The sequence below is a fragment of the Streptomyces sp. NPDC006012 genome, from assembly GCF_042871185.1.
GTDB lineage: Bacteria > Actinomycetota > Actinomycetes > Streptomycetales > Streptomycetaceae > Streptomyces.
The window spans coordinates 49,314-74,530 of sequence record NZ_JBIAIE010000032.1 but is presented as its reverse complement, the minus strand read 5'-3'; the positions used below and the strand labels follow the sequence as shown (position 1 = coordinate 74,530).

Annotated in this window: 16 protein-coding genes and 3 pseudogenes; 11 read left to right on the top strand and 8 right to left on the bottom strand. The window is 71.3% G+C overall.

The genetic code is table 11. The annotated features are described in order from the left end of the window. Positions 1–365 precede the first annotated feature (365 nt). Positions 366–1,010, bottom strand: a pseudogene (locus ACFYPJ_RS34600) (IS30 family transposase); the annotation flags it as partial. Between the two features lie 269 nt (positions 1,011–1,279). Here ACFYPJ_RS34600 and ACFYPJ_RS34595 point away from each other — a divergent pair. Next, positions 1,280–1,549, top strand: a pseudogene (locus ACFYPJ_RS34595) (transposase); the annotation flags it as partial. Between the two features lie 333 nt (positions 1,550–1,882). On the opposite strand, the gene ACFYPJ_RS34590 reads toward ACFYPJ_RS34595, so the two are convergent. Continuing rightward, positions 1,883–2,242: a hypothetical protein gene (locus tag ACFYPJ_RS34590; protein ID WP_389025563.1), complete on the bottom strand. Its 360-nt coding sequence runs from the start codon at positions 2,240–2,242 to the stop codon at positions 1,883–1,885. A 266-nt stretch (positions 2,243–2,508) separates the two neighbouring features. Here ACFYPJ_RS34590 and ACFYPJ_RS34585 point away from each other — a divergent pair, with 266 nt between their 5' ends. The 3 genes from ACFYPJ_RS34585 (at position 2,509) to ACFYPJ_RS34575 (ending at position 6,209) form a co-directional block, all read left to right on the top strand. Next, positions 2,509–2,772, top strand: coding sequence for a hypothetical protein (locus ACFYPJ_RS34585; protein ID WP_389025562.1), 264 nt, complete (start codon positions 2,509–2,511; stop codon positions 2,770–2,772). Continuing rightward, positions 2,769–2,984: a hypothetical protein gene (locus tag ACFYPJ_RS34580; protein WP_389025561.1), complete on the top strand. Its 216-nt coding sequence runs from the start codon at positions 2,769–2,771 to the stop codon at positions 2,982–2,984. The genes ACFYPJ_RS34585 and ACFYPJ_RS34580 overlap by 4 nt, the downstream gene beginning before the upstream one ends. Before the next feature lie 618 nt (positions 2,985–3,602). After that, the gene (locus ACFYPJ_RS34575) at positions 3,603–6,209 is read left to right on the top strand and encodes a carboxypeptidase regulatory-like domain-containing protein (protein ID WP_389025560.1); all 2,607 of its coding nucleotides are present in this window, start codon (positions 3,603–3,605) and stop codon (positions 6,207–6,209) included. Between the two features lie 127 nt (positions 6,210–6,336). On the opposite strand, the gene ACFYPJ_RS34570 is transcribed toward ACFYPJ_RS34575, so the two are convergent. Beyond that, entirely contained in the window at positions 6,337–10,266 is a 3,930-nt protein-coding gene (locus tag ACFYPJ_RS34570; protein WP_389025559.1) for a S8 family serine peptidase, read from the bottom strand. A 261-nt stretch (positions 10,267–10,527) separates the two neighbouring features. Here ACFYPJ_RS34570 and ACFYPJ_RS34565 point away from each other — a divergent pair, with 261 nt between their 5' ends. Then, on the top strand, positions 10,528–11,526 hold the full coding sequence (locus tag ACFYPJ_RS34565) for a LuxR C-terminal-related transcriptional regulator (RefSeq protein ID WP_389025558.1): 999 nt from the start codon (positions 10,528–10,530) through the stop codon (positions 11,524–11,526). A gap of 247 nt (positions 11,527–11,773) precedes the next feature. Then, positions 11,774–12,236: pseudogene (locus tag ACFYPJ_RS34560) on the top strand (transposase); the annotation flags it as partial. 21 nt (positions 12,237–12,257) lie between these two features. On the opposite strand, the gene ACFYPJ_RS34555 reads toward ACFYPJ_RS34560, so the two are convergent. From ACFYPJ_RS34555 to ACFYPJ_RS34535, 5 genes are all read right to left on the bottom strand, one after another. Next, positions 12,258–14,987: an amino acid adenylation domain-containing protein gene (locus ACFYPJ_RS34555; protein WP_389025557.1), complete on the bottom strand. Its 2,730-nt coding sequence runs from the start codon at positions 14,985–14,987 to the stop codon at positions 12,258–12,260. A gap of 17 nt (positions 14,988–15,004) precedes the next feature. Continuing rightward, positions 15,005–15,838, bottom strand: a complete 834-nt coding sequence (locus ACFYPJ_RS34550) for an SDR family oxidoreductase (protein WP_389025556.1) — start codon at positions 15,836–15,838, stop codon at positions 15,005–15,007. Next, positions 15,835–16,542, bottom strand: a complete 708-nt coding sequence (locus ACFYPJ_RS34545) for a thioesterase II family protein (RefSeq protein ID WP_389025555.1) — start codon at positions 16,540–16,542, stop codon at positions 15,835–15,837. The genes ACFYPJ_RS34550 and ACFYPJ_RS34545 overlap by 4 nt, the downstream gene beginning before the upstream one ends. Before the next feature lie 140 nt (positions 16,543–16,682). After that, complete coding sequence (locus ACFYPJ_RS34540; RefSeq protein WP_389025554.1) at positions 16,683–17,483, bottom strand: ABC transporter permease; 801 nt, start codon at positions 17,481–17,483, stop codon at positions 16,683–16,685. Further along, positions 17,480–18,424: an ATP-binding cassette domain-containing protein gene (locus tag ACFYPJ_RS34535; RefSeq protein WP_389025553.1), complete on the bottom strand. Its 945-nt coding sequence runs from the start codon at positions 18,422–18,424 to the stop codon at positions 17,480–17,482. Before ACFYPJ_RS34535 ends, ACFYPJ_RS34540 begins: the two co-directional genes overlap by 4 nt. Positions 18,425–18,724: 300 nt before the next feature. Between ACFYPJ_RS34535 and ACFYPJ_RS34530 the strand changes: the two genes are divergently transcribed. The 5 genes from ACFYPJ_RS34530 (at position 18,725) to ACFYPJ_RS34510 (ending at position 25,217) form a co-directional block, all read left to right on the top strand. Then, positions 18,725–20,497 (top strand): fatty acyl-AMP ligase, encoded by a 1,773-nt coding sequence (locus ACFYPJ_RS34530; RefSeq protein WP_389025552.1) that lies wholly within the window; start codon positions 18,725–18,727, stop codon positions 20,495–20,497. Then, on the top strand, positions 20,494–22,134 hold the full coding sequence (locus tag ACFYPJ_RS34525) for an acyl-CoA dehydrogenase family protein (protein ID WP_389025551.1): 1,641 nt from the start codon (positions 20,494–20,496) through the stop codon (positions 22,132–22,134). The genes ACFYPJ_RS34530 and ACFYPJ_RS34525 overlap by 4 nt, the downstream gene beginning before the upstream one ends. Next, complete coding sequence (locus ACFYPJ_RS34520) at positions 22,131–23,819, top strand: acyl-CoA dehydrogenase (RefSeq protein ID WP_389025550.1); 1,689 nt, start codon at positions 22,131–22,133, stop codon at positions 23,817–23,819. The genes ACFYPJ_RS34525 and ACFYPJ_RS34520 overlap by 4 nt, the downstream gene beginning before the upstream one ends. A 67-nt stretch (positions 23,820–23,886) precedes the next feature. Further along, positions 23,887–24,909 carry a MupA/Atu3671 family FMN-dependent luciferase-like monooxygenase gene (locus ACFYPJ_RS34515; protein WP_389025549.1) on the top strand — a complete coding sequence of 341 codons (1,023 nt, stop codon included), beginning with the start codon at positions 23,887–23,889 and terminating at the stop codon, positions 24,907–24,909. A gap of 53 nt (positions 24,910–24,962) precedes the next feature. Beyond that, entirely contained in the window at positions 24,963–25,217 is a 255-nt protein-coding gene (locus ACFYPJ_RS34510) for an acyl carrier protein (RefSeq protein ID WP_389025548.1), read from the top strand.

Sequence of the window (25,217 nt, the reverse complement as noted above, 5' to 3'; positions counted from 1 at the left end):
CGCCCCCGCTTGATGGCAGGTGGTTCCGCCGGTCGAATGCACCGAAGCGACATGCAGGCCAACACCGCGAGCAGGATGAAACTAGTCAACGAATAGACGCAACGCAAGAGCACGCCGCTTCGACGCGAGTGTTGTCCCGGATGTCTGGCGGCTGATCATCGGTACTGCTTTCGGCGTGAGTTTGACAAGGCGGGCGGGACAGCGACAGGACTCAGGTGCTTGCGTTTTGTCCTGGCGGGCGCGGTTTCTTCACCCCGTAGGGCCGGAAGCCGGGACCTGGACAGCAGCGGCCGGGAAAGGAGATTCCGGGGCACGGCGAAGGCCCGGACACCTGGGCGAATTCCAGGGGTCGTTGCAACACGTGATCACTGACGTGTGGTCGCGAGCAGTTTGGACAGACGCTCGGCTGGGGTTTCCCAGTCGAGTGTCTTGCGTGGGCGACTGTTGAGTTCTGCTGCGACGCTTTCCAGGTCCTTACGGGTGTGCCGGGACAGGTCGGTGCCTTTCGGGAAGTATTGCCACAGCAGACCGTTGATGTTCTCGTTCGATCCGCGCTGCCCGGGCTTTCCGGGCTCACAGAAGTAGACCGGGACGTCGGTGGTGACGGTGAAGGACCCACGGGCGGCCATTTCCGTCCCCTGGTCCCAGGTCAGGGGCCGTTTCAGGTGAGGGGGCAGGGTCTGGCCGGTTTGGGCGAGCGCGTTGCGGACAGCGGCGGCTCCGTGTTTGCGGGGAAGGTGTACGAGCATGGGGTAGCGGGTGCTGCGTTCGACCAGGGCGGCGATGGCCGACCGGGAGTTGCTTCCGGTGATCAGATCGCCCTCCCAGTGGCCGGGGACGGCACGGTCCTCGGCTTCGGCGGGCCGTTCGCTGATCATGACCCTCGGGCAGGGGAACCGCTGCCTGCGACGCACGGAGCTGCGGTGCGGCCGGCGCATGGCGCGTCCGGTGCGCAGAGCCCGGGTCAGCTCCCGTCTCAGCTCGCCCCGGCCCTGGACGTAGAGGGCCTCATTCGTTGCTGACGGATCCAGCATCACCCACCCCATTACCTTTTTGGTGGCCCCGCAACGGGGCTCCCGGCCTCCGGGACTGGCATGACTTTCTCCCCCTGTTGATCGCATGGCCTGGGGGTGGTGTCACCGGTCCCGGAGGCATCGACAGACCGCTGATCAGGGGCATGACCACCGGCTTGTCCGCAGGTCGGGAGGCTCTTCGTAATGTGGATGTGGCGACCGGTGCCGTGGGACGGCCGGGTGGGACCAACCGCAGGACGCACGTGATCGACACCGGCGACACCGGCGACATCGGTGCCTTCCTCGGCGTGGACGTCGGCAAGGGCGAACACCACGCCACCGCCGTCACCCCGGCCGGAAAGAAGGCGTTCGACAAGCGGCCGCCCAACAGCGAACCCAAGCTCCGCGAAGTCTTCGGCAAGCTCCAGGCCAAGCACGGCACCGTGCTGGTGGAAGTCGACCAGCCCGCCCCCATCGGCGCCCTGCCGCTCGCAGTAGCCCTGGACATGGGCTGCCCAGTCGCCTACCTGCCCGGCCCATAGGGGCACCCCCAGGGGCTGAGTGACGGCGAGGTGATCGGCGTGAAACTGTCCCGAGGCGTCGTCGGACAGGCTCCGCAGCCGGGCCGGGGCCTGCTGCACCTGGACGACGGCACGCTGCGGACGGTGCAGGTGCCGTTCCTCGAACCGGAACTCTGAAGCCCGAAGGTGCACCCCGGCGTCCCCTCCGGGGCGCACCTTCCTCCTCGCCCGCAGGCCCGGCTGAGCGGCCGGTCCTGCGGAGCGCCGAAGGGCGGCCGGACCTTGGGGAGTCCGGCCGCCCTTCGGGATGCCGGGCAGCAGGGCAAGCGGCCTGGCGTGCGGCGTGGATCAGGCGGCGACGCCGTCGCTCGCGCCGCCTTCGTCGTCGTTCACCGGAATCTGCACACCGCCGTCCGTTACGAAGCGGAACGTGCTGGTGATGGTGTCGAAGAGGTCGTACACCTCGTTCTTCAGCGTCAGGTTGGGGCTGGCGAGGGTGACCACGAGGAAGTCCTGGGTGCTGCCGGGCACCGGCAGCATCGTGTGCATCGTCAGCAGCTTGACGTCGATGTCCCCGGTCAGCCGGGTCACCTCGGTGCCGGTGACCCGGGCCGCCGTGCCCACGTGGGGCACCCGCACCGAGGTGATGACCCGGTCCCGGGGCGCCACGCCGGTCGCCGAAGAGACACCGAGGCGCGCGGACAGCACGGGGCAGGGGAAGTTCCTCGCCCTCGGGCGTGCTGACGGCGAACACCATGGCGTACGCCATGAAGAGGCCCTCGGTGGACATCGTCGCGGTGCCCGCGGACAGCAGCGCACCGTGGCGGCGGGCCGCCCTGCTCAGCTCCCGGCCCTGACGGAACATGTCATTGATCTGTGCCTTCTGGCGCGGGTCGTCGGTCGAGGCCAGGGCCTGTGCACGGGTCCTGGCCAGTTCCTCGCCGCTCAGGTCGACCTGCTGCCACGGATCCGGGATGTCCAGCAGGAATCGCTGTGCAGCACTGCAGGTGGTCGACTCCACGGCCCGGGACGCCGGACTCAGCGGCACCGTGGTCGGAGCCGCGCTCCAGCAGACGCCGCCCAAGTGGGTGCAGTTGTCCGCGGTGACCTCGGCGCGGCTGTCCGCACCGCACCTCATCCACATCAACCAGGCCGCGCTGTACCGCTTCGACGACGACAGTGCTGACCCGTCGCAGTCGGCTGCAAGGACGCCTGCGCGGCGAAGTGGCCCCCCGTGACCGTCCAGGAGGGCGGCAACGTCTACCTGGCGGGTGTGCGTCCGAAGAAGGTCGGCGCCATCCGCCGGCAGGACGGCCAGGTCCAGATCACCGTGGGCGGACAGCCCGTCCACCGCTTCTCGGGCGACAGCGAGCCGGGGGACCTCAACGGTCTGGGGTTCGACGGCAAGTGGTTCGCGGTGGGGCCGACCGGGAAGAAGGCGACGCGGTAACGAGCGGCCCCGATAAACCAGTCGGACCGGCCCCGCGTACTTCTCCCGGGCCGCTGGCGTCCGGGGCCGCGCCGGCGCAGCACGAGCCGGCCGAGGCTCCTGCCCACGGCGATGTCTTGTGACGAGGTGGCAGCCTGCGGGTGTCAACTGCCCCTGGGGACGGCCGCTTTGCGGCCGGCGCTGACGACGACAAGGACGTGGTGCGGCTCGCCGCGGTGCCTCGACCGCCCCTGGGAAACCGGCAGTTCAGAAACCCAGAAGCCCGGAAACCCGAAGGAAATTCCTGCGCCGAGGCACGGAAAAATTCGCACCGGAACGGATTTCGGTGCATTTTCCGCACGCCTCGTGGAATCGGTCCACGCGCGCTCCATCCCGCTCCCATCCTCCTGCCTGGACGCGCTCCGGGCAAGTCAATTCGATGGCGTATTGGCGCGGTTGCGCAAGTGAGAAGCGGCCGGGACCTGCGAAATTCACACGTAACAAAGGGTGTGTTGACATTCGATTGCCGCAGGACGGCTAATTGATCGGCTGCGCTTCGGCGTATCCGGCTCGTATCCCTTTTCACCGGCCCTGACACGGGCCTGTCTCGATGGATGAAACGTGACGATATTTCCGCGCGTGAAAGACGGGACCACCGTCTCGCACGCTTGGCGTCGCGGCGCCACGGCGCTGGGGCTCACCGCCCTGGCCCTGCTCGGCGTCCACCCGCCCGCCCAGGCCGCCGCACCCGAGCGATCCGCCTCCGCCGCCCCGGCCCCGCTCGCGACCGCCACCGGCGCCGACGCGCCGGCCCCGGCCGACCTGGCCCCGGTCTGCGACACCACCCCCGCACCGGGACATGCCACCTGCTTCGCGCTGCGTGCCGTCAACGACCCGCCCGTGGCACGCCTGAGCGCCGCCGCGACCCCGACGGGGCTCGGCCCGCAGGACATCCAGAGCGCCTACAACCTGCCCGCGAACGGCGGCGCCGGACAGACCATCGCCATCGTCGACGCCTACGACAACCCCAACGCCGAGGCGGACCTGGCTGTTTACCGCAGCCAGTACGGCCTGCCGCCGTGCACCACCGCAAACGGCTGCTTCAAGAAGGTGGACCAGCGCGGCGGGACGGACTACCCCACCACCAACGACAAGTGGGCCGGAGAGACCGTCCTCGACCTCGACATGGTCTCCGCCGCCGCCCCCGCGGCGCACATCCTCCTGGTCGAGGCCGACAACGACGGTCTCGACAACCTGGGGGCCGGGGTGGACGAGGCGGTGGCGCTGGGCGCCAAGTACGTCTCCAACTCCTACGGCCGCGGTGGCGACTTCGAGACCGACGCCGAGACCTGGGGCGGACACTACGACCACCCCGGCGTTGCCGTCGTCGCCGCGAGCGGGGACAACGGCTACGGGGTCGCCTTCCCCTCGACGCTCGCCACGGTGACCTCGGTCGGCGGCACCAGCCTGACCCCTGACGCCGACAGCCCGCGCGGCTGGAGCGAGACGGTGTGGCGCAGTGACTCCTACGCGCCGGGCTCCGGCTGCGCGGCCCACCAGCCAAAGCCCGCCTTCCAGCAGGACAGCGGCTGTGCCGGGCGCAGTGTCGCCGACGTCTCCGCGGTCGCTGACAACGTTGCCGTCTACTCGTCGTTCGGCGCGTACGGCAACGGCTGGATGCACTACGGCGGCACCAGCGCGGCCACCCCGGTGATCGCCTCGGTCTACGCGCTGGCCGGCCCGCCGCGGCCCGGCACCGAGCCCAACGCCTACCCGTACGCCACCGGTGGCGCCGGTCTGAACGACATCACCTCCGGCTCCAACGGCAGTTGCGCCACCGCCTACCTGTGCACCGCGGGCCCGGGCTACGACGGCCCCACCGGCCTGGGCACCCCCAACGGACTGGCCGCCTTCCGCGACGGACCGAGCGGCACCCTGACGGGCACCGTCACCGACGCGGCCACCGGCAGGCCCCTCGCCGGGGCGACCGTCAGCGACGGCCTCGACGTCGCCACCACCCTGGCGGACGGCACCTACACCCTGAACCTGCCGGCCGGCCAGGTGGACGACCTCACCGTCACGGCCTTCGGGTACGCCGCCACCGAGCCCTTCAGCCTCGACATCACGGCGGACACCACCCTGACCCACGACGTCGCCCTGCGGGCGATCCCCCGCCGGCACGTGCACGGCACCGTCCGGGACGGCTCCGGCCACGGCTGGCCGCTGTACGCCCGGGTCTCGGTCGCCGGCTCCCCCGAGGCACCGGTGTGGACCGACCCGGTCACCGGCGCCTACGACCTGTCGCTGCCGAAGGACGCCGGCTACACCCTCGACATCACCGCCGCGCTGCCCGGCTACGAGGCCCTGGCCCGGGACGTGACGGTCAAGGACACGGCCGTGCGGGCGGACGCTGCCCTGAGCGTCGACCCGGACGGAGCCACCGCCGTCGGCTACGACCTGGACGTCTCCGACCGTACCGAGTCCTTCGACGCCACGGATTCCGCCCCGTCGGGCTGGACCGTGGCGAACGCGGCCGGCACCAGCAACGGCTGGCAGTTCGACGATCCGATCCAGCGCGGCAACTCCACCGGCGGCAGTGGCGCCTTCGCCATCGTGGAGAGCGACCAGGCGCCGTTCGGGCCGCACCAGGACACCACGCTGACCAGCCCCGCCTACGACCTTTCGGCGGCGCAGTCCGCACAACTGACCTTCAAGACCGCCTACATCAACAACGTCAACCAGCAGCACATCACCGTGGACGCCAGCACCGACGGCGGCACCACCTGGGAGAACGTCTGGGCCGGTCCCAAGGTCAGCGGCAGCACCGACCACCACACCGTCGAGGTCCCGCTGCGGCGGTTCGCGGGGCAGCCGTCGCTGCGGCTGCGCTTCCACTTCAAGGCGGACTGGGGGTACTTCTGGGAACTGGACGACGTCGACGTCAGCACCCGGGCGCTGTCCGTGGTGCCGGGCGGTCTGACGGTCGGCACCGTGCGCGACGACCGCACCGGCGCCGGGGTGGTCGGCGCCTCGGTCGCCGACGGCACGGCCCCGGAGTCCGGCACGACGACCGTGGCCACCCCTGAGGATCCGGCCGTCGGGGACGGCCTGTACACGCTGTTCACCCGCCCCGGCGTGCACACGCTGTGCGTCACGTCGTCCGGCTACCGGACGTTCACGCGTGCCACCGTGGTGCGCGCCGATGAGGTCACCCGGGCGGACGTGCGGCTGCACGCCGATGGCTGACCCGGCGGATCGCCGCGACGCGGCGGCGGGCACCGGCCCGCCGCCGCGACGCGCTGCGCGCCCGGCCGTCATCGGTCCGATGGCCGTCGTCCCCGGCGGGGACGACGGCCGCGGCCGTGCACGCGGGTCAGTAGGCGAGGCGTTGCAGTCCGTCGGCCCAGGGATTGACCAGATAGACCGTGCGGGTCGCCGGGTCCAGGAACAGGCCGTGCCGGGCGGTGGACTCGACATTGGACCCGGCGAGGGTGGAGTTGACCAGGTTGACGACAGGGTGCCTGGCGAGCACCTCGCCGGTGTCGGGGGCGACGACGGTGATCTCGCTGAGGGCGTTGTTGTCGCCGGTGGTGGCCTCCTCGTAGAGATGGGCGACGACGGCGACATGGTGGCGGGTGTCGAGGACGGGCCACTTCACGCCACGGGTGCCGAGGTCAGCGGCGCCACCGGTGGCCAGGGTGTGCTGGTCGGCGGTGCGCCAGGTACTGGTCGGGAAGGCGCCGCTGGTGTAGTCGGGCGTGGCCGCGCCGGCGGCGACGTACACCTTCTCCCCCTTGCCGTCGGGCAGCAGGCCGGCCGTGCACGGGGGCATGGCGGCCATCGGGGAGACGGCAGCGGTGTCGGGATCGAAGCGGACGGCCGCGTAGGGGACCCGGCCCGACAGGCACGGCCCCATGGTGCCGCTGGTGGCCACGAAGAACGTGCCGGTGGCCGCGTCGACGGAGACGTTGCTGAAGGCACGGCCCGGACTCGACGCATTGACGGGTACGGGCGCCGACACCGCCCCGGTCGCCATGTCGACCGTCCACAGCTGGTCGAGGCCGTTGACCGCGTTGTAGGTGACCACGACCGCCCGGTGCCGGCCGGGGTCCACGATGCCGCCCTGATAGAGGACGGACGTGGTGCCGGCGCCGGGATCGAGGGTGCTCAGCCGCACCCGGTCGCCGGTGGCCGTCTTGCGCAGGTCCAGCTCGGGCAGGGCGCCGCCGGAGAAGGGGCGGTGCGCGATGAGCGTGGTGCCGCTCGCCGGGTCCGCGCCGACCACCTGCTGCATCATCTGGCTGCCCGTCTCGTGGGAGACGACGGCGCCGTGGCGTCCGCCGGACAGGGAGTAGGCGGTGGTGGCGGCCTCGGTGTGCCGGCCGTCGGCGAAGGTGTCGGTGGAGAGCAGCGCGGTGTCGCCGGTGACCTCGAAGTTCTCCAGAGTTCCGGAGACGGTGTCGCCGTCGAGATACTCCAGGAAGGACGTCGGGGACGCCTCGCCGACGGGGTCGCCGTCACGGGTGGCGAGGACGCGCACCGGGTACTGCACCCCGGTCGGCAGGCCGAGGGCCCTCAGGTCCAGGGTGGTGCGGCCCCGGGCGGCGGGCAGCGCGCGCAGCAGGGTGGAGGCGTGGTCGACTCCGTTGTCGTCGCGGCCGCTGCCGTTCTGGTTGGTGGTGGTGTTGAGGGCTCCGTACAGGGTGGGCGCGGGCGTGAGGAACTCGACGGCGGCGCCGTTCGCGCCGGGCACGCCGCTCGCGTCCCAGGACAGGGTGAGCCGACGGTCGGCGTAGGTGAGCGAGGCGGCATGCGCGTCAGCGGTCCCACCGCCGAGCAGCGGGGCCGCGGGCCGCTGTGCGGCGGCCGGGGCGATGCGCAGGGCCCGGAAGTCGCCGTACACGCCGCCGCCGTGCAGGGTGACGCCGACACCGTAGAGTCCGGCGCCGCCTGGCGCGAACGCGGCGGCCGGAACGGTGACGCTGCCCTTGGTGGCGGTGAGCGGGGTGTGCCAGGCCGCCCGGAACTTGTCGGTGGTGGTGAACGGCGTCCAGTGGCCGACGGAGGAGAGCACCAGTTCGGCGTCGGTCGGGTCGCGCAGTCCGCTGAGGTCGTAGTGGACGGTGACCGGCCGGCCGAGCGTCGCGGTGCCCGGCGCGGTGGGCGCCAGGGGCTGGCTGTAGGTGCCGTCGGCGGCGGTGAAGGTCAGCCGACGGCCGGCGGAGGCGACCACCGTGCCGTGGTCGAGGGCCTCGAAGGTGACCTGGAGGCTGCGCGCTTCGGTGGCGGCGAGCGGGAGTCGGGCGGCGGCCAGGAGTTCGCGGGGCAGGAGGCGCAGGCTGGGGCCGTCGGACGGAATGGTCGTACCGCCTTCGACGCGCAGCCGGTAGGCCAGGCCGGGCCGGGCGCCGGTGAGGTCGAGGCCGAAGGTGATCGGGGAGACGGCGTTCTGGCCCGAGCCGCCGCTGTCGCCGTGGGGGCCGGCCAGGTCGATGCCGAAGGGGTCGGTGGCCTCCACGAAGGCGGTGGTGGGTGTGACGGAGATCAGTTGCCGCTGGGCGACGGACAGTCGGCTCGCGGCCGTGGTGAGGTGGTGGCGGTCGGCCAGTACCTTCTCCACGGCGGCTGTGACGTCGAGTTGCGGCCCCATGGCCAGGTCCTGGTCGGCCTGGTGCGGCTGGGTCAGCGGCCGGCCGGTGTCGACCAGGAGCTGGCGTACCTTGCGGGGCGAGAGCTTCTGCCCGGTGGCCTCGGCGGCGGCCAGTACGTTCGCCGCCGCGGCGGCGATCATCGGCGCGGAGGCGGAAGTTCCGCCGTTGAGGACCACGCTGGTGCCGTCGGGGGTGTGGATGAGCGAGGGCAGGTTGTCGCCGGGGGCAGCGAGGTCGACGCGGCTGCCGAAGCCGGAGGAGTAACCGGCCGAGCCGTTGTAGCGAGTGGTCGGATAGGCGCTGGTGCGCACGTCGGCGGAGGTGAGGGTGTCGTCGGTGGTGCTGCCGCCCGCGGCGATGACGCCGGTGTCGCGGACCCGGGACGGGGTGGTGGTGGCGGCCACGTCGCCGATGGCGGTCTCGGCGCGGGCGCTGGTGGTGCGCTCGGTGGGGGTGGAGCCGCCGTCCGGGCCGACCGAGACCGGCAGGCCGAGACGGGTGCCGTCGTTGGAGGAGACGACGACCACGATGCCCGAGTCGACGATCTCGCGCAGGGTGTCGCGGATGCCGGGGTCGTCCTCCAGCCAGCGGGAGGGGTAGCCGATGGTGCCGTCGGTACCGAAGCCGAGGCTGGCGGTGATCACGGTGGGCCGGGGCTTCTGGGCCGCGGCGGCGCGCAGCGCGGCGGCGATGCCCGCGGTGGACGCCTCCTGCGGGACGACCAGCCGGTACTGGGCGCCGGGGGCGATGCCGAGCAGGTCGGTGGCGCCGCTGCCGGTGGCTTCGGGGCGCTGCCGGTCGTGCGGCAGCGGGGCCATCATCGAGAAGTCGAGGAGGACCTCGCCGAGATTGGGGTCCTGGCCCTCGGTGGACCCGGCCGGGTCCAGCACGCCCTGGTTGTCGCTGACGTAGGTGGGGATCAGGGGCAGCGACGGGTAGTCGAGGTAGCGCCGGCCGTCGCGCAGCACGGTGGTGGGTCCGTACTGCTGGACGTACTTGTCGCCGGCGTCGGCCATGGACTGGTCGGTGAGGTCGCCGATCGAGACGTTGGTGACGATCTGCCCCGCGCCGGGCAGGGCGTGCAGATAGGTGTCGGCTTCCTGGAAGGCGCCCACGGCGTTGACGCCGCCTGCGTTCAGATAGGACTGGAACGACGTGCTCAGACCCGCGTTGCCGGGCAGGCCGGACGCCTCGGCGGAGCGGGCGGCGGCGGCCGGGGCCGGGCCGTCGAGGGCGGTGAGCGCCTGCTCGGGGAGGGCGACGGCGCCGGTGTTCATGGTGGCGGGGCGTACCGCCGAGGTGGTGGCGCCGTCGGCGGTGGAGACGTGATAGGGCGTCAGTTGCGCTGCGTCGGCGCGACGCTGCACCAGTTCGGCGGTGGGGGTGACGGCCTCGCCCAGGCCGCTGCGGTCTGCGGAGACGGGCACCGGGAAAGCCCGGGTGGTGCCGTCGGGGCCGGTGAGCGTGCCGGTGCCGTCCGCGGACCAGCGGACGACCGAGCCGTTGTCGAGGGTGAGGGTGCGGACGGCGGAGACGGAGGCCTCGGTGCGCGGGGCGGCGGCCGTGGCGGACTGTGTCAGTCCTGGCGCGGCCGCCGCGAGCAGCAGCGCGGCGAGCACCGTGGCCGGTGCTCTGAGATGGCGTGGTGGCAATGGAGCGCCCTTCGGGGAGCCCTTGCGGGGATGACGGGTGACGGGAGAGGGCCAGCCGCGTCGTCGGGACTGGAGGGGGTCGGCGCCGGTGTGTGCTCACCCTGGGCGAGAGCGACCGGAGGGGCAAGACCCACCGCAACGCGCGTTCGCGCAGTTGCCCAGATACGCCGGCCCGCCGGGACGGTCGTAGCATCGACGCCGGTTCAACACCGGTTCGGCCAGGGTTCGCCCGGCATGCAGCGCACAGGAGTGTCAGACCGTATGGATGGGATGTCGGACAGCCCGTGGTCGGGCACCGGACTGGACGCGCTCGGCGGGCGGGTCCTGGAGCACTTGGTGGGTCTGCCGTCCGCGGACTCGGCCGAGGTCGCCGAGGCGTTGGGAGTCTCCGCGGCACAGGCGGAACAGGCGCTTGGGCAACTGGAGGAGGCGTCGCTGGCGCTCCGCGTGGACAACGGCCGGCGCCCGCGCTGGGCGGCCGGTCCGCCGCGCGCCGCCCTCGGCATGCTGCTGGCCCGGCGGCGGGCCGAACTGGTCCGGGCCGAGGGGCTGGTGGAGCGACTGCACGAGGTGTACGAGGCGGTGTCGGGGCCGCGCGCCGCTCACCTGGTGGAGGTGCTGGAGCGCGAGGAGGAGGTGTCGGCGCGCTACGGCCAGTTGCTGAAGGGGAGTTTGGCGGAGGTGCTGCACCTGGCGAAGCCCCCGTACGTCACGGACTCGGTGGTCCCCGCCGGGGAGCCGGGGGTGGTGGACGGGGTGCGGATGCGTTCGGTGTACGAGACGGACGGCTTCGCCGACACGGTGTCGCTGGAGACGGCGCTGCGGGGTACGGCGGAGGGCGGCGAGCTCAGGCTGGCGTCGCGGCTGCCGGTGAAGCTGGTGGTGTTCGACCGGGCGGCGGCGCTGCTGCCGGTGCGCGGGGACCGGCCGGCGGCGGGGTCGCTGGTGGTGCACTCGCCGGCCCTGGTGGAGGCACTGGTGGCGCTGTTCGAGAGTGTGTGGGCCCGGGCGGCACCGGTTTCGCTGGAGAGCCGCCAGGACTGGCCGGTGCCGGACGGCGGGGCGAAGCCGCGGCCGGACGAGCGGACCCGCGAGATCCTGCGGCTGATGGCCACCGGGATGAAGGACGAGACGATCGCGCGCGTGCTCAAGGTCAGCCGCCGTACCGTGCAGAAGCACGTCAGCGAGGCAGGGAGCCTGCTGGGCGCCCGGACCCGGTTCCAGATCGCGCTGCTGGCGGCGGAACGCCGGTGGCTGTGAGCGGCGGCCTTCCGGCGGGCCGGACCGGTCCCGCCCGGCGGGTCAGGGGCCGGTCCGCCGGAAGTGCCGCGGCATGCCGTCGGTCGGCGGCGGCGCCGTCGTGGCCGGTCGCGCAGCATGGACGCCGGGCCGGCGGCCCCGAGCGGGAACCGCCGCTAGCCGGCGGGCGCGAGGCGGTCTCCACCCGTGCCGTCAGCGCCGCCGCGGGGGTGCAGGCCTCCCGGTCGGGAAGAAGCCCGGACGGCCGCCGGTGCATACGAAGCGGCAGTTGATAGCCGGCATGCGCTGGCGCACCCGCGCTGGTACTCCCTGGCGGGACGTGCCCGAGCGGTTTGGCCCGTGGCAGACCATCTACGGTCTGTTCCGGCGGTGGCAGTGCGACGGCACCTGGCACCGCATCTTCGAGCAGCTGCAGGCCCGGGCCGACGCCCAGGGGCTGATCGCCTGGGACGTGTCAGTGGACTCGACCATCGCCCGCGCCCACCAGCATGCGGCGGGTGCCCGCAAAAAGGGGCTCTGCAGGTCGAGTCGCCATTCCCACGGGGGGCCGGCCGTCGAAGTTCGACCCGGCTGACTACAAGGAGCGCCACGCGGTGGAGTGCGGGATCAATCGCCTCAAGAGGCACCGAGCGGTGGCCACAAGGTACGACAAGTTGGCGGTCCGCTACGAGGCGACCGTGCTGGTCGCAGCCATCAACGAATGGCTGTGACCAGCACTTTTGAAACGCACCCTAGGCGCTTCTCAGCAGTTGCACCACCTCGGCGACGGTCGGCGTGCTGTACAACTGGCGCAGTCGCAGCGTGGGCAGGCCGTTGGCTCGCATCGCTGAGCTGATGCGGATCGCGTAGAGCGAGTTGCCGCCCAGTTCGAAGAAGTCGTCGTTTACGCCGACGGGCACACCGAGCACCTTGCTCCACACCCCGACGATGGCGGCGGTGAGTTCGTCGCCGGTGCCGGGCTCAGCGGCAGGCAGTGCGGAAGGTGCGATGGCCGGTTCGGGGAGACGGGCCTGATCGAGTTTGCCGTTCGTGGTCAGGGGGAGGGCGGGGAGCGAGGTGACGGTGGCGGGGACCATGTACGCGGGCAGCACGCTCGCGGCGCGCTTGCGCACCACACTGGTGTCGATGCTCGTGCCCGTCACCCCGCCCGTGCCAGGGGACGCCGCATCCGCCAGTACGACGTAGGCGTCGATACGGGCGGACGCAGCGTCGGCAGGGTCGCCCCGGCGCGCCACCACTGCGGCGGCCCGCACGTCGGGATCTTCGAGGAGTACGGAGCGGATCTCGTCCAGTTCGATACGGAAGCCGCGGATCTTTACCTGGCTGTCGAGCCGGCCGAGGTGCTCCAGCGATCCGTCGGGACGCAGCCGCCCGCGGTCGCCGCTGAGATAGAGCCTGCCCTCGCCGTACGGGTCGGGGCGGAACCGCTGCGCGGTGAGGTCCTCCTGGCCGAAATAGCCCAGCGCGACCCCGGCCCCGCCCACGCAGATCTCGCCGGCCACACCGGGCGGCACCGTCCGCCCGGCCGGATCGCGTACGTACAGGTGCCAGCCGGGCAGCGCGGGGCCCACGGACCGGGTCGCGGCGAGCGCCAGCCGGCGGGTGATCGTCTGCGCGGTGACATGCACGGTTGTCTCGGTGATTCCGAACATGTTGACCACACGGCAGCGGCTCTCCGGGTGCCGGTCGAACCAGGGCAGCAGCATCGGGGCGTCCAGCGGCTCGCCGCCGAAGACCACCAGCCGGACCGTCAGCGCGGTGTGGTCGACGTCGAGCAGCTGGGCGAAGGCCGAGGGGGTCTGGCTGAGGACCGTGACGCCTTCGGCGACCAGCAGGTCCCGGAACTGACTGGGTTCGCGGGAGACGTCGTACGGCACGACGATCAGCCGGCCCCCCGTCAGCAGGGCGCCCCAGATCTCCCAGACGGAGAAGTCGAACGCGCCGGAGTGGAAGAAGGTCCACACGTCGCCGGCGCCGAGACCGTATTCGCTGCGGGTGGCGTCCATCAACGCGATCGGGTTGCGGTGCGGGACCACGACGCCCTTGGGCCGGCCGCTGGAACCGGACGTGTAGATGATGTACGCGGGATCGTCACCGCCCACCGAAGAGTCCGGCGCACCGGCTGTGCCCGCCGCCACCAGCGCCCCGGGGGTGAGGAGTTCGGTGCCGGGGGAGCCCGGGAACTGAGCGAGTTCGGTGATCACGACGCCGAGCCGCGCGTCCCGCACGGTGTGGGTCAGCCGCTGCGCCGGATACGCGGGATCCGTGGGGACGTATGCGGCGCCGGCCTTCACCACGCCCAGCAGGGTGGCGACCAGCTCGGCCGAGCGCTCCAGGCACACCCCGACCCGGTCGCCGTCCCGGACGCCGTGGGCACGCAGGCCGGCGGCCAACCGGTCCGAGCGCTCGTCGAGTTCACGGTAAGTGAGTTGGGTGCGCCCGTCGCGGACGGCGCACACGTCCGGGTGCGCCGCCGCCACGGCCCGGAACGCGGCGTGCAGGGTGGTCGGCACACTGACCAGTTCTGCGCGAGGGCGCCCCAGTGCGACGATTCTGGCCAGTTCGGCCTCGTCCAGCAACTCGGTCTCGCCGACGGGCGTTTCCGGGGTGTTCCGGACCTGCCGGTGCACATGGATGAGATGGCGGACGAACTGCCGCGCGATCTCCGGCGCGATCCGGCCCGGGAGGTGGTCGCAGCGTAGCTGTGGTCCCTGGCCGTCGAGGAACACCGAGACGGTGAGCGGGAACGGCGGGGCCAGGCACGGTAGGTACTCACCGGTGATCGGCACTTTGCCCGCCCCGGTTTCCCGCGTGGTGTCGAACAGCAGCCCGACGGTGGCGGATCCGCTGATGGGTTTCAGCTCCGCTGCGCCCAGCGTTCCGTCGCCCGGGGCCGTCAATGCGCCCGACGGAGTGCCGATCACCGGTTCCTGATCGGGGTCGTAGCGGCGCAGAGTGACGGCGAGCGCGGTCAGCCAACTGCGTGCATCACCGAGGTCGTTGAGACTGCCGAGGCTGGTCAGTAAGGTCGCGGGGGGTCCGGCATCCTCTTTGCCCAGTCCCCACTCGGGCCCGGTGCCGGTCACAGCCACCGTGGTGTCCGGCGTGGGTCCGGTGGGCGGGCCGGGATCCGCGCCCGCCGCGAGCGACAGCAGCGCCGTCCGGTCGAACAGGCTCCGTGGTGACACGAGGATGAGATCCGCCTCCCCGTCTGTCCAGCGCAGCAGCACCGCACGGAGTCCGTCTGCGGGCCGGGTCAGTTCGAGGAGCCGGCGGCGGTCGGCCTTGGCGTCGGTGGACGGCAGGGGTATGTCCTCCACCCACAGCCGTACCGACGGGTTGGCGGTGAGGTGTGCGGTGAGGGCGGCCACCTCGGCCGGTCCGTCCGGCCGGACGCGTACGGCGTGGCATTGAGCGCCCGCCGGATTCTCATGGCCCAGGTGTCCCGAGTGGCCCTGCACGAGAGTTCCCTTCTGTCTCAGCGGGCGGTGAAGCCGCCGTCGACGGTCAGCACGGACCCGGTCACCTGCCGGGCGTCGTCGGAGGCGAGATAGACGACGGCGGCGGCGACGTCCTCCGGCTCGATCAGCGCGTTCATGGGCTGGGCTTCGGTGAAGGCCTCTTCGTGCTCGCCCACCGGTACGTCGAGCGCCCGGGCGATTTCGGCGAGCATCCGCCCTTCGGCCCGGGAGTCGTCGCGCACCGAACCGGGGCACACAGCGTTGACGCGTACCTTCATCGGCGCGAAGTCCATGGCCGCCGCCTTGGTGAGTCCGACGATGCCGTGCTTGGCGGCGACGTAGCCGGCGAAGTGCCGGTAGCCGACGAGACCCGCGGTGGAGGCGATGTTGACGATGCTGCCCGCGCGCTGGGCGCACATCGCCTTCCCGACCTCGCGGATCACCCGCCAGGCGCCGGAGAGGTCCACGTCGATCATCAGCGCCCACTCCTCCTCGCCGATCTGGTGGACCGGTTTGCCGGACGGAGCCGCGATGCCCGCGTTGTTGACGACGATGTCGATGCGGCCGAACCGGTCGGTGGCCGCCGTCACTGCCTCGCGCACCGAGCGAGTATCCCGTACGTCGGCCGTGGTGGTGAGCACCGAGGAGCCCGACGTGCGGCAGAGGGCCGCGGTGTGTTCGAGCTGTCCGGGTGAGCCCAGCGGATAGGGCACGCCGGGTAGATCGGCGCCGATGTCCAGCAGGACGAGATCGGCACCCTCCGCCGCGAGGGCCACCGCGGTGGCCCGGCCGAGCCCGCGGGCTGCTCCGGTGATGAAGGCCGTCTTTCCGCTCAGGCGCCCGGAGTTCACCGGACCGCACCGGCGATCAGGCGCAGCAGCGCGGGTGCGGCGTCGGTCAGATACATATGGCCGCCGGGCAGTTCGGCGTATGCGAAGTCCTGGCCCGCGACCTTGGTCCAGGCGGCGGCCTCGTCGGGGCCGACCAGGGAGTCGTCCATGCCACGGATCGACGTGATCGGCGCGTCGAGCGGCAGCGGGGTGCTGGGGGTGTAGTTTTCGTGCAGCTCTACGTCGGCGCGCAGGGTGGGGAGGATCATCTCGCGCATTTCGGGATCGTCCAGCGCCTCGTGGCTGTAGCCGGCGAATTCGCTGACCCGGGCCAGGAACTCGTCGTCGGCCAGACCGGTGGCCCTGCGCGGCCGCTGGGTGCCCGGCTCGGGTGAACCGCTCACGAAGAGACGGACGAGTTCGACATCCGGCGTGGCGTTCAGGCGGTGCGCGAGTTCGTAGGCGAGCACCGCCCCCAGGCTATGCCCGAAAAGCACCACCCTGCGGCTGTCACCGAGCCCGCCGATCAGGTCCTTGAATAGTCCCTCCACGGCTGTCGCCGTGTCCCGGTACGGTTCGACATCAATGAGTCGTTCCCGTCCGGGCAGCTGTAGTGGATGAATTGTGAGGGATTCGGTGAGTGCGGACCAGGGGCGGAAGAAAGAAGCTCCCGCGCCGGCGAAGGGAAGGCAGACCAAGGTTGTGTGCGGCGTTTCCTGATCCATGGTGGCTCGCTTTCCTGGAAGATTGTGAAGGTACTGTCGCAGACGTCGTTCCTGCGAGGGGGAAACGTCACGGAACGGTAAGCCCCGAGGTTTCGGGCCGGCGGAAATATCTGCGAATTCCTTTTTTATACACTTTCGCGTCAGGTGTTCGATCTCCTGCGGTACCGCGAGGTGGCGATCGGCATGAAGACCGCGATCAGCCCCACCGACCACATCAGCAGATAGAGCGCGGCGTGGTCGGCCGGCCAGCCGTGCGGCCGGGCGAAGTCCGGCGGGACCGGCGTGCCGAATTGCTGCCGCAGCGCATTCGTCAGCGCCGTGATCGGACTCCAGGAGGCCACGGGGACGAGCGGGGCAGGCAGGCTGCTGGTCACGACGTACCCCGAGGAGACGAAGGCCGCGGGGAACATCCAGATCAGCCCCAGACTGGCCGCCACCTGCACGTTCGGCGCGACGACCCCGATGAAGGCGCCCACCCAGGACATCGCGAACGCGAAAACGAGGATCAGTGCGAAGCCCGCCAGGGCGTGTAGCGCGCCGGCGTGCGGCTGCCAGCCGAGGGCCAGCCCGCACAGCGAGGTCACCAGCACGCTCGCGACACACGTCGCGAGGTCGGACGTGGTGCGGCCGAGGAGAAGGGCCACCCGGCTGATGGGCAGGGCCCGGAACCGGTCGACCACACCTTCCTGCAAGTCCCTGGCCAGGCCGATCGTGGTGTACGAGGTCGTGAAGGTCACCGTCTGGGCGAGCAGACCGGCCACGATGTACTGACGGTAGATCGGCCCGCCGAGACTGTTGCCGAAGACAAAGCCGATGAGGAGCGAGAACATCACCGGCTCGACGAGGCTGCCCATCAGAGCGGTCGGTGTTCTGCGCAGGTGCAGCAGATTGCGCAGGGCGAGGTCGGAGCTCTCCCGCCCGACGCGGAGCAGGGCGTTCATCCGGCGGCCGCCGGATGCGGCCGGGCCGTGAGGCTCAGGAACACGTCGTCGAGGGTGGCCCGGCTGAGTCCGATCTCCAGGGCTTCCACTCCTTCGCCGCCCAGCACGGACAGCGCTCTGGCCAGGGCGGACTGCCCGTCGGTGACGGAGATCTCGACCCGTCGGGCCCGGCGGTCGACGGCCGGGGGATCGCTGCCGGCGCTCGCCGCCGCCCGCACGGCCGCCGCCAGCTGATGATCCTGAGCGACCACGATGACCAGCCGGTTCATACCCGTGGCCGACTTCAGTTCGTCACTCGTACCGGCCGCGACCACCTGGCCGTGATCGATCACCGTGATGCGGTCCGCCAGCCGGTCGGCCTCTTCCAGATACTGCGTGGTCAGCAGGATGGTGGTGCCGGAGGCCGCCAGTTCGGCGACTGCCTCCCAGATGTCGAGCCTGCTCGCGGGATCCAGACCGGTGGTCGGTTCGTCCAGGATCACCAGTGCGGGCGCCCCGACCAGGGACGCGGCGAGATCCAGCCGCCGTCGCATCCCCCCGGAGTACGTACGCACCAGTTGTCCGGCGGCGCTCGTGAGCCGGAATCTTGCCAGGAGTTCGTCGGCCGCGAGTCCGGCCGCGGCCCGATTCATACCGCGGAGCTTGGCGATGAGGCGGACGTTCTCGAACCCCGTCAGCATCCCGTCGACGGTCGAGTACTGGCCGGCCACACCCGTCGACCGGCGGACCTGGGCCGGGTCGGTCAGGACGTCCCAGCCGTTCACCCGGACCTGGCCGGAATCTGGACGCAGCAAGGTCGTCAAAATTCTGACAAGTGTCGTCTTTCCGGCGCCGTTGGGCCCGAGGAGGGCCGAGATCTCGCCAGGAGATGCCCGAAGGCTCACCCCCCGCAGCGCCCAGCTTTCTTTGTACTTGCTTTGTACTTCTTCGACGACCACCATCGGTTCACCTTTGGGGTACACGGGTGACCTGCTTGTTCTCCGGTGCAAAAGAAACCTGATGGGCCCGGAACATAGCAGGGATCATCAGGTGCATGCAACGTAAATCCAGGAGATAAGAGGGATTCCATTGCGGACTCGCTCCGTTGTTGTGGAATTTAACGCGCTGATGTTTTCCTTGCCTCCGGAGTGTGCAATCTTTGGCCCCGAGCCCTGAAGCGAGAACCGGGAGGTGCCGGGTTTTGCTTCCATTTCGGACTCTTTTGCCTTCTATTGGTGGATGCGTTGTAAAGGGGTGCTCTAATGCCCGGACAGGATCTGGTGTCCGTTCTCCGTGAGCGTGTCGAAAGCGACCCGGAGGTGATCGCGACCACCTTCGTGCGGGACCCGGACCCGACCACCGGGCAACACGTGTCTCTGTCATACGGCGATCTGGATCTACGGGTCCGGGGGATCGCCGCGTGGCTCTCGGAGCGCACCGAACCCGGTGGCCGGGTGCTGCTGCTGTACCCCCCGGGCGTCGAGTTCGCCGCGGCCTTCTTCGCGTGTCTGTACGCCGGTCTGATCGCGGTCCCGTGCCCTCAGCCGGGCCGCTACCGGCACGAGCGCAGACGGCTCGCGGGGATCGCCCGCGACGCCGGAGCGACCACGGCGCTGACGGACCGTCAGAGTATGACCGCGGTGGAGAAGTGGGCGGCCGAGGAAGGCGCCGGCCAAGTCGTCTGCCACGCGACCGACGACGCGGACACCGGCGCCGACGGCCGGCGCACGCCTGCGGCCGTCGGGCCCGACAGCGTGGCCATGCTCCAGTACACGTCCGGCTCCACCGGCAGCCCCAAGGGCGTCATGGTCCGGCACGGCAACCTGCTGGCCAACATCGACAGCTTGACGCGCGCGCTGGTGGTCGGCCCCGGACGGCGCACCGGCGGCTGGATCCCGCTCTACCACGACATGGGTCTGATCGGCCTGATGCTGCCCGGGGTACTGCGCGGGAGCGGGTACGTGCAGATGGATCCGATGACGTTCCTGCGGCGCCCCCACCACTGGCTGCTCATGACCGACGTCTTCGACGTCAACGCCACCGCGTCCCCCGACTTCGGGTTCGAGCTGTGCCTGCGCAGGATCACCGACGAACAGCTCGCCGGCCTCGACCTCAGCCGGGTGACGGCCGCAGTCAACGGCTCGGAACCGGTCCGGGCAGACACCGTCACCCGTTTCGCGGCCCGCTTCGCCAGGGCCGGATTCCGCTCCGACGCGATGATACCCATGTACGGCCTTGCCGAGGCGACCCTGCTCACCAGCGGCACCGGCCGTCGGCGCCCGTACGTGGCCGAGATCGACGTCCCCGCGCTGGAGGACAGCGTGCTGCGGCACGCCTCGCCGGGCACCGCCTCCCGCGACCTGGTCGGCTGCGGCGGCACACTCGACCTCCAACTCCGCGTGGTAGAACCGGAGAGCGGCGAGATCCTTCCCGAAGGACGGATCGGGGAGCTGTGGCTGAGCGGACCGAGCGTCACCGCCGGCTACTGGGAGAAACCCGACGCCACCGAGGCATCCTTCGCCGCCCGCACCGCAGACGGGCAGGGCCCCTTCCTGCGCACCGGTGACCTCGGTGGTCTGCTCGACGGCCAGGTGTTCGTCACTGGGCGCCGCAAGGACGTGCTCGTCCTGCACGGCCGCAATCTGCACCCGCAGGACATCGAGGGCGAACTCCGGCTCCAGCACGAGGAGCTGGGCGGCATGCACGGCGCCGCCTTCACCGTCGGCGGCGACGACGGCACCGCCCTCGACGAGTCGGTCGTGGTGCTCCACGAGATCAGGGCCCACTGGGGCGCCGAGCGGTTGGGCGAGATCGCCACCGCGATGAAGCACACGGTGGCCAAGGAGTTCGGCGTACCGGTCGCCGCCGTGGGCCTGGTACGGCCCGGCGGGATCCGGCGCACCACCAGCGGCAAGGTGCAGCGCTCCGCCATGCGTGAGCTGTACGTCACGGGCGCGCTGGAGTTACTGCTTGCCAGCGAGGACCCACGGGTGACCGAGGCGCTGGACCGGGCCAGGCACGGGGTGACGGGATGATCCTCGCCGCCGAACTGGAACAACTGCTCACCGCCCACGCCTCGGGTGTCTGGGATCCGAAGACCCTGGCCGCGCTCGACGGGCGGGAGGAGTTCCCCGCCGACGCGATCGCCGTCCTCGACGGTGCGGGCCTGCCCGACGCGTATGTCCTCGGCCCGGACAGTGACTTCCCCGGCCTGCTCCAGCTCGCCCGTACCGTCGCGCGGCGGGACCTGACCGTGGCCATCGCGCACGGCAAGACCTTCCTGGGCTCCGCGTCCGTCTGGGTCGCCGGCACCCCTGAGCAGACCGAAGCACTCTCAGAACGGGTCCGCGCCGGCGACGCCGTCTGCTGGGGACTCACCGAACGCGGACACGGCAGCGACCTCCTGGCCGGTGAACTGACCGCGGTCGCCGACCCCGACGGGTGGCGGCTCGACGGCGAGAAGTGGCTCATCAACAACGGCACACGAGCCCGTTTCGGCTGCGTACTGGCCCGCACCGACCCGGCCGGCGGCGGCCGCGGATTCAGTGTTTTCCTCATCGACCGGCACACGTTGTCCGACCACACGTGGCGACCGCTGCCCAAGACACGTACCCACGGCATCCGCGGAGCCGACATCAGCGGCTTCACCCTGGACGGTGCCCAGGTGCCCGCCGACGCCCTGATCGGTGAGGCCGGCGACGGAGTGAACATCGTCCTCAGGGCGATGCAGCTGACCCGGATCGCCTGCGCGGGCCTCTCCCTCGGCGCCGCCGACCACGCGCTGCGGCTGGTCCGCGAGGCCATCGAGCGGCGCGCAGGCCGCAGCCGGTGGCCCGGCGAACACACCTACGCCCGGCACGTACTCGGCCGCGCCGCAGCCGCCGCGCTGACCGCCGAGGCGGCGAGTCTGCTCGCCTCCCGTTCGGCGCACACCCAGACCGGCGAGCTCAGTGTGACGGCCGCGATCACCAAGGCCTTCGTACCTACCACCGTCCAGGACATGCTCGGCCGGCTGGCCGAACTCCTCAGCCCCGAGGACATAGTGACCTCCCCTCTCGGGGACGGATTCGCCAGACTGGAACGCGACCACCGGATCTGCCCGATCTTCGACGGCAGCACGGTCGTCAACCGCACCTCCCTCCTGGCGCAGATGCCCCGGCTCGGCCGGCTGCTGCGGCGCCGGACCGGCGACACCGACGGCCTGCTGGCCGCGGCCGGCCCTGGCGCACCACAGCATCCGCTCGACCCGGCGCGACTGACGCTGCGTTCGCCCACCGGCTGCAGCGCCGTACAGAGCCTGCCCGCGATCGTCGAGCAGGTCAGAGAGCAAGGCATGCCGGAGCTGACGGTCCTGGCCGACCAGACCCTCGACGATCTCAACGCACTCGCCGCCGACCTCGTGGACTTCGTCCCGGTCAGCGGAGGTCTACCGAGCACGGCCTTCCACCTGGCCGAACGATACGAGCGCAGCTACGCGGCGGCCGCCAGTCTGCTGCTGTGGCTGCACGACCCCGCGGCCTCCTGCGGGCCGTTGGCGCAGGACGCGCTGTGGCCGCGCGCTTGCCTCGCCCAGCTCCTGGACCGTCCCGAGGATCCGGCCTACGACCAGCTGGCCGGCTTCGTACTCGACCGGGACCCGGCCGAATTCACCCTGTGGGAGAGCGTCGCATGACCTCGCTCGTGCCTGAGCGCGCACACTCGCTGGAGACCCTCCTCGGCGACCCTCTGGACCCCGCGAACGCCCTGGGTTTCCCCACGGTCCTGCTGGCCGACGAGCGCGCCGAGCTGCTCACGGCCGGCGAGGACACGCTGGCAGCCTACGGGCTGAACGCCGAATCCGTGCCGGCGGAGCACGGCGGCCGGCTGACGCGGGTGGACCACCTCGTCGAAGTGATGCGCACCGTCTGCCGCCGCGACCCCGCACTCGGAATCGGCCTCGGGGCAGGGCCGTTCGTCGCGGCCGCCCACGTCTGGTGCGCCGGCGACCCCCGACAAGCCCGGGCGGTAGCCGAGTTGCTGCTCGGTGGCGGCCGCGTCGCCGTCGGATCGAGCGAACTCGTTCACGGCCACCATGAAGACGGGTCCGGGTTCACCGCCATCACCGGCGGACCCGGCCGACTGCTCAGCGGACATGGGGCGATGGTGGCCGACGGCCGACGCGCCGACGTCCTGCTGGTCCTCGCCAAGACCGATCCGCACCCCGGCCTCGGCAGCCACTCACTGATCCTGGTCGACCGGCGGACCGCGCCCGGCGAAGGGATCCGCGACCTACCGCGGTCCATCGGCGCCGGGCTGCGTGGAGTGCCGTACGGCGGGCTCGCGTTCGACCACGTCCCGGTGCCGGACTCCGCGCTGCTCGGACCGGCCGGCGATGGCCTGGCGACGGCCGCAAAGGCCGCCCAGCTCACCCGTGTCGTGCTTCCCGCCATGGCGTCCGGGGCCCTCGACAGCGCACTGCGCATCGCCGTCGGACACCTCGCCACACGCAGGCTCTACGGGGGCTCCGCCCTCGACCTCCCCCACGTGCGCTCGGTACTTACGGGCGTCTTCGCCGACCTGCTGCGGGCCGAGACCCTTGCCGCAGCCGGGGCGAGGGCACTGCATCTGGTGCCCCGCTCGGCCGGTGCGTTCGCCGCTTGCGTCTCGTACGGGGTCTCCCGCCTGCTGACGGATGCCATGGACCGGCTCGCCGAACTCCTCGGCGCGCACTTCTACGTGCGCGAGGGACCCCAGGGACTCCTGCAGAAGCTGCTGCGCGATCTCGCCCCGGCGGGCTCCGGGCACCTCGCCCGGGCCGCCGCCCGGGCAGACCTGGTGTCCTGGCTGCCCCTCCTCGCCCGGCAGACCCCTTCCGCCGGGGAGCCGGCGCCGGCCGGGCTCTTCGCCCTTCACGCAGACCTTCCGGCACTCCGCTTCGACCGGCTCACCCCGAGCGCCGGCGAGCCCGACCCCCTCGGCGCCGCGCTGGCCGGGGTGCTCGACACCGCCTGGGACCCCGCGCACCGCGACATCCACGCCGAAGTCGCCGCCGACCTGCGTGAGTTCACCGAACTCACCAGGACCTTCGCGGCCCTGCCGGCCCCGCGCCCGGACGCCGGCCCCCCGCCGGGTGCCCCTGTCCTGGCCGACCGCTACGTCCGGCTGCTCGCCCGGATCAGCCATGTCCAGATCTGGCGGCACGCCACCGATCCTTTCCTGGCCGACCCCTCATGGGTGCGGGCCGCCCTGCACCGCTCGGACCGCCGCACCCCGCTGCCCGAATCCGTCGAAGGTCCCCTCTTCCAAGAGCTCCTCGACCGCCACCACGGCCACCGGACCTTCGGGCCCGCCGCCCGCCCGCTGCCCTGCGGGGACTAGTGCCGCAACAGGCAACGGCGCCGCCGTTGAGCAACCACACCTCTCATGTCAGGACGGCCCACTGAGCATGGACTTCAGCCTGTTGTACTTCGCCAACCGCACCGTGGACGACGCCACAGCCGAGTACGACCTGCTCTTCGAGGCAGCGCGCTTCGCCGACGAGAACTCCTTCACCGCGGTGTGGCTGCCCGAACGGCACTTCCACCCCTTCGGCGGCTCATACCCCAACCCGGCACTCGCGGCAGCGGCGCTGGCGGCCAGGACCCGCAACGTCCGGCTGCGCGCAGGCAGCGTGGTACTCCCGCTGCACGACCCGCTGAACGTCGTCGAGGACTGGGCGTTCGTCGACAACATCTCCCAGGGACGAGTCGACCTGGCGCTGGCCACCGGCTGGAACGCCGACGACTTCGTACTCGCACCCGACCGGTACGCCGACCGCCGCGCGTACACGACGCAACAGGTGCCCGTGCTCCGGGAGCTGTGGGCCGGCAAGAGCGTCACCCGACGCAACGGCGACGGCGCCGACGTGGAGGTCGCCACCTACCCCCGGCCGGTCCAGCCGGACCTCAACCTCTGGCTCACGTGCTCCTCCAACCCGGCGTCCTTCGAACAGGCCGGAGCGCTCGGCCTCAACGTACTCACCGCGCTGCTGTTCCTGAACGTCGAGGAACTCGCCCCGCGCATCGCGGCCTACCGTGCGGCGCGCGAGCGGCACGGCCACGACCCCGCCACGGGACAGGTCACCGCGATGGTGCACACCTTCGTCGGCGCGTCTGACAACGCGGTACGCGACGTGGTGCGCGCACCCTTCCTGGCGTACCTGGAGTCCTCCGTGGACCTGTGGAAGAACTACTGGCCCGACCTCGCCAAATACCAGGGCGTGAAGCTACTGGAGTACGCCTTCGAGCGGTACTTCAGGACCTCGGCGCTGCTGGGGTCTGTCGACAAGTGCACCGCTTTCGCCGATGCGCTGGCTGCGGCGGGCGTCGATGAGGTGGCCTCTCTCATCGACTTCGGGGCTCCCGACCGGGCCACCCTCGACGCGCTGCCCTACCTGGACCAGGTGCGGCGTGCCTGCCGACCGGACTGAACCGGCGATCCGCCCGTGCTCCGTCCGCCGAACCCCAGAGAAGAGAACGACCGATGACCGCTGACCCTCCCGACGTCCATACCTGGCTGACCGAGCGTGTGGCGCGGTACCTGCGCCGTGCGCCCGAGGAGATCGACACCACCGTGCCGATGGCCGTGTACGGACTGGACTCGCTGACCGCGCTGGCCATCTCCAACGATATCGAGGACGAGTTCGAGATCGAACTGGCCCCGGACACGACCTGGGAACACCCCACCGTCGACGCGCTCAGCAAGATGCTCGTCGCCCTGATCGAGGAGAAGGCCTGA

Excerpts from the sequence above, each read along its gene's own strand:
- ACFYPJ_RS34530 (WP_389025552.1), top strand. The coding sequence starts at position 18,725 with ATGCCCGGACAGGATCTGGTGTCCGTTCTCCGTGAGCGTGTCGAAAGC.
- ACFYPJ_RS34540 (WP_389025554.1), bottom strand. The coding sequence starts at position 17,483 with ATGAACGCCCTGCTCCGCGTCGGGCGGGAGAGCTCCGACCTCGCCCTG.
- ACFYPJ_RS34585 (WP_389025562.1), top strand. The coding sequence starts at position 2,509 with ATGTCCAGCAGGAATCGCTGTGCAGCACTGCAGGTGGTCGACTCCACG.
- ACFYPJ_RS34520 (WP_389025550.1), top strand. The coding sequence starts at position 22,131 with ATGACCTCGCTCGTGCCTGAGCGCGCACACTCGCTGGAGACCCTCCTC.
- ACFYPJ_RS34545 (WP_389025555.1), bottom strand. The coding sequence starts at position 16,542 with ATGGATCAGGAAACGCCGCACACAACCTTGGTCTGCCTTCCCTTCGCC.
- ACFYPJ_RS34525 (WP_389025551.1), top strand. The coding sequence starts at position 20,494 with ATGATCCTCGCCGCCGAACTGGAACAACTGCTCACCGCCCACGCCTCG.
- ACFYPJ_RS34535 (WP_389025553.1), bottom strand. The coding sequence starts at position 18,424 with ATGGTGGTCGTCGAAGAAGTACAAAGCAAGTACAAAGAAAGCTGGGCG.
- ACFYPJ_RS34515 (WP_389025549.1), top strand. The coding sequence starts at position 23,887 with ATGGACTTCAGCCTGTTGTACTTCGCCAACCGCACCGTGGACGACGCC.
- ACFYPJ_RS34565 (WP_389025558.1), top strand. The coding sequence starts at position 10,528 with ATGGATGGGATGTCGGACAGCCCGTGGTCGGGCACCGGACTGGACGCG.
- ACFYPJ_RS34510 (WP_389025548.1), top strand. The coding sequence starts at position 24,963 with ATGACCGCTGACCCTCCCGACGTCCATACCTGGCTGACCGAGCGTGTG.